11 protein-coding genes and 1 riboswitch are annotated in these 9,973 nt (G+C 34.3%); of the genes, 3 read left to right on the top strand and 8 right to left on the bottom strand.

The genetic code is table 11. The features are described 5' to 3' along the window. Window positions 1-7: 7 nt before the first annotated feature. The 3 genes from queE to queC are packed head-to-tail and all read right to left on the bottom strand — an operon-like array spanning window position 8 to window position 1,870. Window positions 8-724, bottom strand: coding sequence for a 7-carboxy-7-deazaguanine synthase QueE (queE, locus tag B5P40_RS06565; RefSeq protein WP_002086811.1), 717 nt, complete (start codon window positions 722-724; stop codon window positions 8-10). Further along, window positions 717-1,208 (bottom strand): 6-carboxytetrahydropterin synthase QueD, encoded by a 492-nt coding sequence (gene queD / locus B5P40_RS06570; RefSeq protein WP_002011526.1) that lies wholly within the window; start codon window positions 1,206-1,208, stop codon window positions 717-719. The genes queE and queD overlap by 8 nt, the downstream gene beginning before the upstream one ends. Further along, window positions 1,208-1,870 carry a 7-cyano-7-deazaguanine synthase QueC gene (gene queC / locus B5P40_RS06575; protein ID WP_002086813.1) on the bottom strand — a complete coding sequence of 221 codons (663 nt, stop codon included), beginning with the start codon at window positions 1,868-1,870 and terminating at the stop codon, window positions 1,208-1,210. Before queC ends, queD begins: the two co-directional genes overlap by 1 nt. A 93-nt stretch (window positions 1,871-1,963) precedes the next feature. Beyond that, window positions 1,964-2,007, bottom strand: a riboswitch (PreQ1 riboswitch). A 226-nt stretch (window positions 2,008-2,233) separates the two neighbouring features. On the opposite strand from queC, the gene B5P40_RS06580 reads away from it, so the two are divergent. Continuing rightward, window positions 2,234-3,442 carry an ATP-binding protein gene (locus B5P40_RS06580; protein ID WP_002140936.1) on the top strand — a complete coding sequence of 403 codons (1,209 nt, stop codon included), beginning with the start codon at window positions 2,234-2,236 and terminating at the stop codon, window positions 3,440-3,442. Window positions 3,443-3,451: 9 nt separating this feature from the next. On the opposite strand, the gene B5P40_RS33080 is transcribed toward B5P40_RS06580, so the two are convergent. The 4 genes from B5P40_RS33080 to B5P40_RS06595 all read right to left on the bottom strand — a co-directional run bounded on the left by B5P40_RS33080 (window position 3,452) and on the right by B5P40_RS06595 (window position 6,647). Continuing rightward, the gene (locus B5P40_RS33080; protein ID WP_000038354.1) at window positions 3,452-3,568 is read right to left on the bottom strand and encodes a DUF6254 family protein; all 117 of its coding nucleotides are present in this window, start codon (window positions 3,566-3,568) and stop codon (window positions 3,452-3,454) included. Window positions 3,569-3,673: 105 nt separating this feature from the next. Then, window positions 3,674-4,207, bottom strand: a complete 534-nt coding sequence (locus B5P40_RS06585) for a DinB family protein (protein ID WP_002030551.1) — start codon at window positions 4,205-4,207, stop codon at window positions 3,674-3,676. A gap of 138 nt (window positions 4,208-4,345) precedes the next feature. Next, window positions 4,346-6,040, bottom strand: a complete 1,695-nt coding sequence (locus tag B5P40_RS06590; RefSeq protein ID WP_002011536.1) for a M3 family oligoendopeptidase — start codon at window positions 6,038-6,040, stop codon at window positions 4,346-4,348. 160 nt (window positions 6,041-6,200) lie between these two features. Beyond that, window positions 6,201-6,647: a MarR family winged helix-turn-helix transcriptional regulator gene (locus B5P40_RS06595; protein ID WP_002011538.1), complete on the bottom strand. Its 447-nt coding sequence runs from the start codon at window positions 6,645-6,647 to the stop codon at window positions 6,201-6,203. A gap of 194 nt (window positions 6,648-6,841) precedes the next feature. On the opposite strand from B5P40_RS06595, the gene B5P40_RS06600 reads away from it, so the two are divergent. Beyond that, window positions 6,842-8,338 (top strand): DUF3149 domain-containing protein, encoded by a 1,497-nt coding sequence (locus tag B5P40_RS06600; RefSeq protein WP_113708984.1) that lies wholly within the window; start codon window positions 6,842-6,844, stop codon window positions 8,336-8,338. 29 nt (window positions 8,339-8,367) lie between these two features. Here the strand turns inward: B5P40_RS06600 and B5P40_RS06605 are convergent, their stop codons facing one another. Beyond that, the gene (locus tag B5P40_RS06605; protein ID WP_002011543.1) at window positions 8,368-8,649 is read right to left on the bottom strand and encodes an aspartyl-phosphate phosphatase Spo0E family protein; all 282 of its coding nucleotides are present in this window, start codon (window positions 8,647-8,649) and stop codon (window positions 8,368-8,370) included. A gap of 488 nt (window positions 8,650-9,137) precedes the next feature. On the opposite strand from B5P40_RS06605, the gene B5P40_RS06610 reads away from it, so the two are divergent. Beyond that, window positions 9,138-9,908: a divergent polysaccharide deacetylase family protein gene (locus B5P40_RS06610; RefSeq protein ID WP_002011545.1), complete on the top strand. Its 771-nt coding sequence runs from the start codon at window positions 9,138-9,140 to the stop codon at window positions 9,906-9,908. The last annotated feature ends 65 nt before the right edge of the window (window positions 9,909-9,973 follow it).

A 9,973-nucleotide genomic window follows, 5' to 3' on the forward strand; every position in this document is an offset into this window, starting at 1 on the left:
CTTCTCATTATACCCCTCGTTTATTTCCCCATACTAACGCATGAAGCTGAGGCAGTACTTTCGCATCATTCATTTCTTTACAATTCACAGCTTTTTCAATAAGCCACTCATATTTTTCTAATAGTTTTTTTATAAGCACCGCATCATCCACTGTTTTCGTATCATCATTCCCTACTTGTAAGAAAAATGGTACATTCGGATAACGCTCGTGCATCTTAACTGCATATTCAAAATCTTGATCATCGAATACTACTACTTTTAAACTAAAATCTTTCCCTGCTAGTTTATGAATAACAGAATCTAACATCTGAAAATCTGTTTTCATAGTTGAACTTGGTGGTTTTGGAGAAATCGTTACCTCATCAATTTGAAGCAACCAATCTTGCCATTTACTCCCTTGCGTTTCTACCGCTGTTCGCATTCCATTCTCCTTTAATATAGAAAGAAGAAATTGCATATTTTTCAGCAAAACAGGATTTCCACCCGAAATCGTAACATGAGAAAAATTTTCTCCACCAATTTCTACAAGCTCATTCCAAATGTCTTCCGGTGTCATTTGTTTAATTTGATCTTTGGCCGATCCATCCCATGTAAAAGCAGAATCACACCAAGCACAGCTATAATCACAGCCCGCTGTACGGATAAACATTGTCTTTTGTCCTACAACCATCCCTTCTCCTTGAATGGTTGGACCAAATATTTCTAAGACGGGGATTTTACTCATCGAGCATCCACTCCCGTCTTACTTCCGCATAACTAGTCGGCGTCTCAAAAAGACGAACAAATTCAACACGAGCTCCCTTATATTCGTTCGCACGATTATCTTTCGTTAATGCTTCTGCCATCTTTTCATAAATCCAAACGACCATATTTTCAGCAGTCGTATTCATTTCTGGCAATGTTTCGTTTAAATAACGATGATCTAAATAAATTTCTATTTCATTTTTCCAAATCTCTTTTATATCTCCAAAGTCAATTGCAAGGCCTATTTCATTTACATATCCGCTAATTCCAAATACGACTTTATATGTGTGTCCATGTAAATTTTTACATTTCCCTTCATAGCAGTGTAAATGGTGCGCTGCGTCAAATGTAAATTCCTTGCTGACCATTACTCTTTTATTATGATATTTGAGTTGTTCACGCTGAATATCCTTGTCCATTTTTTGCAAATTTTCTACGATGCGAAATCCAAAAAAGTTATCCATTAGTTGCTCGCTCCTTCGCGTTCTTGTAGATACGTATCTAATCCCGCTTTACGAAGTTGACATGCTGGACATTCACCGCAACCATCACCAATGATTCCGTTATAACATGTTAATGTTTTTTCTCTAACAAACTCAAATGCTCCAAGTTCATCAGATAATTTCCATGTCTCTGCTTTATCAATCCACATAAGTGGTGTATGAATAACAAACGGATAATCCATAGATAAATTTAATGTAACGTTTAATGATTTCACAAACACGTCACGACAATCTGGATAACCACTGAAATCAGTTTCACATACACCCGTTACAATATGACGTGCTCCAACTTGTTTTGCTAATACAGCCGCAAATGATAAAAATAGTAAATTTCGTCCATCTACAAATGTTGATGGCAATTCACCTTCTTCATGTGTAATCTCCATATCCGTTCTCGTTAACGCATTTGGAGCAAGTTGATTTAATAGGCTCATATCTAGTATCGTATGTTTAATTCCTAGCTCTTTCGCAATTTCCGCTGCACAATCAATTTCTAATTTATGACGTTGATTGTAGTTAAATGTTACAGCTTCCACTTCTTCAAACTGCTGTATCGCCCAAAATAAACATGTTGTACTATCTTGTCCACCACTAAAAACAACAACTGCTTTTTCTTTTTTCATTTCACTCATTCTCCTTCTCTACTACGAATAAGAAGAAAGAACGTTCTTGAACTGTCACAATAAAAAAACAAAACAATACCTAATGATATTGTTGTTTCCATAGTTTTTTATAGAGGGAGTTCGCGAACCTCTCCCATGCAGTGCACGGAATTTCTTCTTTCATTGACAAAGATTATTGTAACATATTGTATACTACCAGAAAAAATTTCTGATTTTTTCCGCTATTTCGCATTTCATTTATTTCATTTATTTCATTTATTTCATTTTATAGTATGATTAATTTAATGTTAAAAGAGAGGAGGCATCCCACTGGAACTCTTTATTATTTACCTCTTTTTAAATATATTATCTATTCTCGTTACAATGCTCGTATATCATTTATTTTGGAATCAGAAAGGGAAACGATCTCCTAAATTAAATTCAGCCATATTTATTGTATTATGTTGCCTCGCTACCATACTATGTATCACTTTCGCAGCAAAAACAAATAATGGTTTTCAGTTCGACATGCGACATATCGTATTAATTGTCGGCACGTTAACGGGAGGGCCTATTGCTGGTGGTTCTATTTTAGCTGTATTAAACATTTATCGCTTTTTATTGGGAGGAATAGGTGCGTTTCCATCCTTTATCGCTTCTATTCTCCTATTTATTGTTCTACTATTAACATACAAATTTTTTAATCGAAGTTCTAATCATATAAAAATAACACTTGCTATTTTTTACAGTCTTACTTATGGATTTGGTTGGATACCATTTTTCCTTGCAAGTGTTACAAATGAGGCAGATTATATACCACATATCATTGTGTACGAACTATGTACGATGATTGGTACGATCCTTATTTTATATTTACTACACATATTACAAATGCAAGTTCGTCTCCAAAATGAACTTATGAACGCTGAGAAATTTCATTTAATCGGCGAAATGGCAGCTTCTATCTCTCATGAAATTCGTAATCCTTTAACTGCAACGAAAGGTTTTTTACAACTTTTACAGTCAGATGCATGTTCTGAGAAAGAACGAAAATTATATATCGACATAGCCATTAATGGTATCGAACAAGCAAATCACGTTCTTACAGACTACTTAACTTTTGCAAAACCGAGTATTGAAAAAGAACAAAAATTACAAGTAGAGGAAGAATTACTTCATGCGTTGTCTTTGATCACACCTCTCGCCAATTTAGCAAATGTTCGTATAAATTATATAAAACAAAGTACATCTTTCTTTATCGCTGGCGAAAAGCAAAAACTGAACCAATGTTTATTAAATATTTTTAAAAATTGTATTGAGGCTATGCCTACAGGTGGCGACCTTATTCTTACATTAGTTCCAGACCATAAACATATACAATTATATATAAAAGATACAGGAGTTGGTATGGATCAAGAACAAATAAAACGCCTTGGATCACCTTTCTACTCAACGAAAGAAAAAGGTACCGGACTCGGAATGATGGTCGTCTTCAGCGTCATTCAAGCAATGGATGGAAAGATTGATATTATGAGCGAAAAAGGTACAGGTACAACTTTCTTATTAACTTTCCCACTCATACAAAAAACGTGATGAACTTCATCACGTTTTTTCTGTTCCTTCAACTAATTCTGCAAAAGCTTTCACTTTCCCATGCGGCTTTTGATTTTCTTTCCGAGCTTTCCAGGCGCGCTCTTCTTCTCTCTTTTTCTTTGACATGCTTTTCAACTCCTTCTTTTCTTTTCTCCATGTAGTATTCCAAAATGAGAAAGAAAACTATGCATGAGTAAAAAAGAAAAGAAGCGGTTCCCCACTTCTTTCATTTTAACGCTGTAAAATTGCATGTTTCGCTTCTTTTAGCTGTGTAAGATGTCTTTGTTCGTGTAAATCTAGAAATTGAACCCATTGATATAAATTCAAATCATTAAAAATAGGATGTTTTAATCCATTTTCAAATAATTCTTTTTCATCTATTACACTATGAAGGGCATGTAATAATTCTTGTCGTGAATGTTCTAGTAATTGAATTCCTTGCAGTTTTTTCATTAATGTTTCTGTTGGTTTCATTTGTTGAGGAGCTTCCCTTTTATGTGTGCGATCAAGCGTAAGTTGGAGGTCTTTAAATGGAGCAAGTTTTCTTTCTTTTTTTTGCAAAGCATATACAAGGGCAGATGTGACAGACTGTTCAACTAAATGCAAATGATGCAAAATTTGAATAATACTCCATTTATCACGGCGTGGCTTTACATTCACCTCCGTATCATTTAACATTTCAATTTCTGATAACAGCGTGCTTCGTGTAGACTGTAATGAGTGGACTAAAGTTTCTAAACTAACATCCATATTAGATTGAAGCATAGTGCTTTCCCCCCTTTTGTTGGTGAAAAGGGGCGCTCCCCATTAGAAACACCCCTAAAATAATTCTGAATTTTCTTTTATTATCTCATCATTTTTCTATTATGTCGATGTTAAACATAGGAAAAAAGTGCATGTTTTTTACAATTTTGTGTCGTCAACAGCACGTAACCACGCTTCAATTTCTGTAATTACACTTTTTACACACCCTTCAGCGAATGGTGATGTTAAATTTGCAACTTCTACTAATTCTAAGAATGATTTACTTCCACCTTGTTGACAAAGATTCACATAATCTTCCCAAGCCTCTTGTCTATTATCTCTTGCACGTTTCCAAAATTGCAGTGCACAAATTTGAGCTAACGTGTAGTCAATATAATAGAAAGGTGAGCTATAAATATGACCTTGACGTTGCCAGAAACCACCACGCTCTAAATAATCATTATCTTCATAATCACGATGTGGTAAATACTTCTTCTCTATGTTACGCCATGCTGACTTACGTTCTGCTGGCGATGCTTCTGGATTTTCATATACATAATGTTGATATTCATCTACAGATACACCGTACGGTAAAAATAGAAGTGCTGAACTTAAGTGTGAGAAATAATATTTATCCGCATCTTCTTCAAAGAATAACTTCATCCATGGCCATGTAAAGAATTCCATACTCATTGAATGGATTTCACATGCTTCATATGTTGGCCAATTATATTCTGGAATTTCATACTTACGACTTTCATATACTTGGAAAGCATGACCAGCTTCATGTGTTAATACATCAATGTCCCCAGACGTTCCATTAAAGTTTGAGAAGATGAATGGCGCTTTATAATTCTCGATATATGTACAATATCCACCACCAGCTTTTCCTTTTTTCGCAACTAAATCTAATAAATCATTATCGAGCATGAAATTAAAAAACTCATCTGTTTCAGCTGATAATTCTTTATACATCGTTTTCCCGTGATTAATAATCCAATCGGCATCGCCTTTTGGAGTTGGATTACCTGTAGCAAACTCAAAGTTTTCATCATAATAAGCGAGCTTTTCTACACCAATGCGTGCTTTTTGTCTATTTCTTAACTCGGTTGCAACTGGAACGATATAATCTAATACTTGCTGACGATAGTTCGCTACCATTTCAGCATTATAATCTGTACGATACATTCTTGCATATCCTAATTCAACAAAGTTTTTAAAACCAAGTGTTTTTGCGATTTTCGTTCTCACTTTAACAAGCTCATCATAAATACGATCTAACTCTTCCTCGTTCTCAGCTAAAAATCCGTAGTATGCTTCACTTGCTGCTTTACGTTCACTTCTTTCTTTTCCTTGCATAAACGGAATAAGTTGCGATAACGTTCTTTCTTCTCCTGCAAAGTCAATCTTTGCAGATGCTAATAACTGTGTATATTGTGAAGACAATTTATTCTCTAATTGTAAATCTTTCACTACTTCATCTGAATATGTTTTTAAATCACATTCAGCTAGAGCAAATAATTGCTTTCCATAATACGCTTCTAATTCTTCGCGGAATGGAGAATGAATTAACGCATTATAATACTTTGTACCATACCCTTGTACAACTGGAGAGAATTCATCAAAGAAATCCTGCTCATCCTTATAAAAGGCATCTGTCGTATCAACAGAATGACGAATGTAACAAAGGTTCCCCATTGTACCAAAGTCATTACGAATTTCGTTAATTGAATTGATAACTTGTTTTTGTTCTTCTACAGTTTTTGCGTTATCAAACTTCTCTAAAGCAACAGTAAATTTCCCTTTTAATTCTTCAATATTTGGCCGTTTATATTCATAGTCTTTAAATGACATGAACGAGCCCCCTCTCCATTATATGCATCATTATTATAATTCAATTCTTACTTACAAATCTCCTCTTATTCTTCAGCAAAATGCGGTAGATGATGTCATAAATACATGCACACAAAAAAGCCTTGGATTTCTTTATCCAAAGCTCCTTTGGAACATATCATCATTTTTCATACTTTCCAATTTTTTTCAATAGCTCGAGTAATTCATCCTTCTCATCCTTCGTTAACATTTCAAAAGACTGATATATAACTTGCTCATGACCTGGAAAAATAGAAGCAATAAAGCTCTCTCCAGACTCCGTTAATTGTGCATAAATAACACGCCTATCATTTGGACATGGAATTCGTTTTACAAGCCCTTTTTTCTCTAGCTTATCTACAACGTATGTAATGCTGCCACTAGCTATTAAAATACGCTCACCGATTTGCTGAAGTGGTTGGCCTCCTTTATGATATAGTAATTCTAATACAGCAAACTCAGTTGGATTTAATCCGTTACTTTGTATGGATTTATTTGTAGTATCCATAACAGAACGATGTACACGGGATAATGCAATAAATACTTTTAAAGATTGAGAAATGTCTTCTCGCTCATTATTTGATGTCATACCATTTCAACCCTTCACTTAAATTCTCCGCAACAAAAAGAAAAGCAACGTAGCACCTCATTACAACTTCCGAATGAATATTCACTCATTCCTTTTCCTTTCCCTAATGTAATGCAAATGATTCTTGAATAAAAACATGACAATTTTAACATAGTTTATATATAATGATAATAAAAAAAGAAGGAGTACCAAATTTGAAAGTCAAATTACAAAGCATAGTTTTTTACATACTGCTTGTTATACTGCCAACGATAGGGATTGGTGCCACATTTTTTTCATATCACACTTATCAAATGAAACAGGCAAACAAACTATCTGCTCACACTGTTCTCTTTTTATATAGAGACTATTTAGACCATCACCTTGGTGAAGCTATATCTGCCTTAGAAATGCTCGCAAAAGTCGTAGGGACCGAAACTGGAAACATCAATGGGATTAAACAGATTGTACATGATACCGATGGAAATGATGAACGTTTTTCCGGTCTATATTACGCTACGACAGATGGGATGATTACACTCGCATCCCAAGGCGATTCGCCGCCTATTGACGTTTCTGACCGCCAATACATCCAAGATGCATTGCAATCTAAGAAAACAACTGTATCATCAGTTATTACAGATCGCGTTCTTGGACATCAAGCTATTATGATTGCGTCTCCAATATTTAATAGACAAAAGGAACTCTCAGGCTTATTATTAGCAAGTTTACGCTTTGACTACATTTCAGCCTCTTTAAATGCTATTAAACCACAATATCATTTCGAAGTGACTGATAAACATGATGTAGTTTTTCTAACCGATGATAATAACGAAACAAGCGATGGGCATTCTAACATGCTTACTACCCCACTCCAAAGATTAAATTGGAAAGTCTCTGTTTCTCCGTTACCTATTCATCAACAAACTTTATACCAGTTAGTTTCAATAGAGTGTATAGCTACTTTATTTTTAGTGTCTATTTTATTTTTACTTGCTCAATATATGTTATTAAAACGTCAAACAAAACTAGAAAGACAACAAAATGAACTACAAAAAATTGAATTGGTTGGAACTTTTGCAGCTAGTACAGCTCATGAAATCCGTAACCCTCTTACTGGAATTAAAGGACTCGTTGCTCTGTTAAAAGAGAAATATAAAGATGAACAGGATCAGTTCTACTTTTCCGTAATCGAACAAGAAATAGAGCGAATTAATGAAATTGTAAGCGAATTTCTTATTCTTGGAAAACCAACTGCCATCATTGAACAAACATATGATGTAAGAACGATTCTTAATGAGGTAGCATTAATTATCCAATCTGAAGCGAATCTACATAACATAGTATTTCATTTACATTTGCCAGACCACCCTGTTCATATACGTTGCTCAAAAGACCATATGAAACAAGTGGTTTTAAACATTACAAAAAATGCAATTGAAGCTATGGCTTCTGGTGATACATTAACCATTGTAGTAACAAACAACGAAAAACACGCACACTTGCAAATTATTGATACTGGAAAAGGGATTCCTAAACATATTCAAAAACACCTCTTTCATCCGTTCTTTACTAATAAAGATACTGGAACAGGTCTTGGGCTTGTTATATGTAAACGAATTGTAGAGATGTACAATGGGCATATATTTATTGATAGTAAAGAAAACAAAGGAACGACAGTTCATATAGAGATTCCATTACACATAGTATAATTATCCTTATCCTAAAAGGGTAATTATACTTATTTCATAAAACCAGCTACAAACATTCTCCAAAAATTGTTTGATTTCCCTTCATACCCAATTTGAAAAATAGGAACCTTTATAATTGAAAACCATTTCGGTGTTTGTTTTTCTTTGTAACGCTGATACTGTACGATAAGCTTGTCCAATTCTTGACTAACTTGAATTGTCTCCATACTATTTAACCCACTTGTTAATCCTAAATGAATCATTTCTTCACGTTTCATATGAATATCATGCGAAAGCTTTTCTAATGTGTACTTCCTTTTTACAGTAAACATCCATATCCCCCTTATTTTTCTTCCATACTCTCAACGCCTCTTCTACTTTAGCCCTTTAAACACTTAATTCTATTTAAAATTGAAGAATCAGAAAATTTAACATTTTTCTCCTGTAATTTACAAATCTTTACCCTCACTTTGAGAATTATTACAAATTATTCTATCTTTGTAAATACATTCGCAATAATAGACATTTTTTTCATCTTCTTTTTTGTAAATACTCCGTAAACAGTGGATTCTCTATTTTCAATGTACTTTTCTTCGACATTTTTTGTTTAATTTATGTAAAAACGCAAAACATAATGATGATTGATAAAGTGAACTTTAATCAGTGGGGGTTTTGTCCATCCCCACTAATTATTAGCCTTCACCAATCGGGCGTTTACGGGCAGTGGATTTTCCACCTAACTTCTTTACTCCAGCCAAATTTTGAGGTGGGAGTCTTACTGTCCGCAAATAGCGGGATAAAATAGAAAGGAAATATTTATATGCGCAAATATACTATTACAGTTCTTATCTTCACCCTGTTCATACCATTCTTCCTCTTTCCTATTCAAGCAAACGCTCATACGAATAAAGTTGCTATTGTCATCGATGATTTCGGCAATAATATGAAAGGCACAGATAAGATGTTATCACTTCCTATTCCACTCACTGTTGCTGTTATGCCATTTCTTCCTTCTACTAAACAAGATGCAATAGCTGCCCATAAAAAAGGGCATGAAGTTATTATACATATGCCAATGGAACCAATTAGAGGAAAAAAAGAGTGGCTTGGACCAAAAGCGATTACAACAGATTTAAGCGATGAAGAAATAAACAACCGACTCGAACAAGCAATTCAAGAAATACCTCATGCAATAGGAATGAACAATCATATGGGATCAAAAGTAACCGCTGATGAAAGAATTGTACGTCTTATACTTTCTGCCTGTAAAAAGCACGGTTTATTTTATTTAGATAGTAAAACAAACCCTAATAGTGTTGTCCCAAAAATCGGTAAAGAATTAGGCGTTCCTATTATTGAAAACCAATTATTTTTTGATGATGTATATACGGTAAGTCACATTTCAAAACAAGCACAATTACTCATAAAAAAAATCCAAGACAAACCCATTATGGTAGCTATCGGACACGTTGGGGCTCCAGGTGAAATTACATCACGTATTATCGAAACTTCTATTCCTAAAATTCGTGAGCATGCAGACTTTATTTTTTTATCTGATTTAGCATTGTCTCCACCTTCTGTTTCAAAATAAAATTCATTTCTTGCACTAAAAAAGATACCTATCTACACATAGCTGAACTGTACCCCGAATCATGG

Origin of the sequence: Bacillus sp. SRB_8, assembly GCF_003264205.1 — a bacterium.
GTDB lineage: Bacteria > Bacillota > Bacilli > Bacillales > Bacillaceae_G > Bacillus_A > Bacillus_A mycoides.

Coding starts and splice junctions, on each gene's coding strand:
- B5P40_RS06605 (WP_002011543.1), bottom strand. CDS start 8,649: ATGTTTACTGTAAAAAGGAAGTACACATTAGAAAAGCTTTCGCATGAT.
- queE (WP_002086811.1), bottom strand. CDS start 724: ATGAGTAAAATCCCCGTCTTAGAAATATTTGGTCCAACCATTCAAGGA.
- B5P40_RS06585 (WP_002030551.1), bottom strand. CDS start 4,207: ATGCTTCAATCTAATATGGATGTTAGTTTAGAAACTTTAGTCCACTCA.
- B5P40_RS06590 (WP_002011536.1), bottom strand. CDS start 6,040: ATGTCATTTAAAGACTATGAATATAAACGGCCAAATATTGAAGAATTA.
- queC (WP_002086813.1), bottom strand. CDS start 1,870: ATGAAAAAAGAAAAAGCAGTTGTTGTTTTTAGTGGTGGACAAGATAGT.
- B5P40_RS33080 (WP_000038354.1), bottom strand. CDS start 3,568: ATGTCAAAGAAAAAGAGAGAAGAAGAGCGCGCCTGGAAAGCTCGGAAA.
- B5P40_RS06610 (WP_002011545.1), top strand. CDS start 9,138: ATGCGCAAATATACTATTACAGTTCTTATCTTCACCCTGTTCATACCA.
- queD (WP_002011526.1), bottom strand. CDS start 1,208: ATGGATAACTTTTTTGGATTTCGCATCGTAGAAAATTTGCAAAAAATG.
- B5P40_RS06595 (WP_002011538.1), bottom strand. CDS start 6,647: ATGACATCAAATAATGAGCGAGAAGACATTTCTCAATCTTTAAAAGTA.
- B5P40_RS06580 (WP_002140936.1), top strand. CDS start 2,234: ATGCTCGTATATCATTTATTTTGGAATCAGAAAGGGAAACGATCTCCT.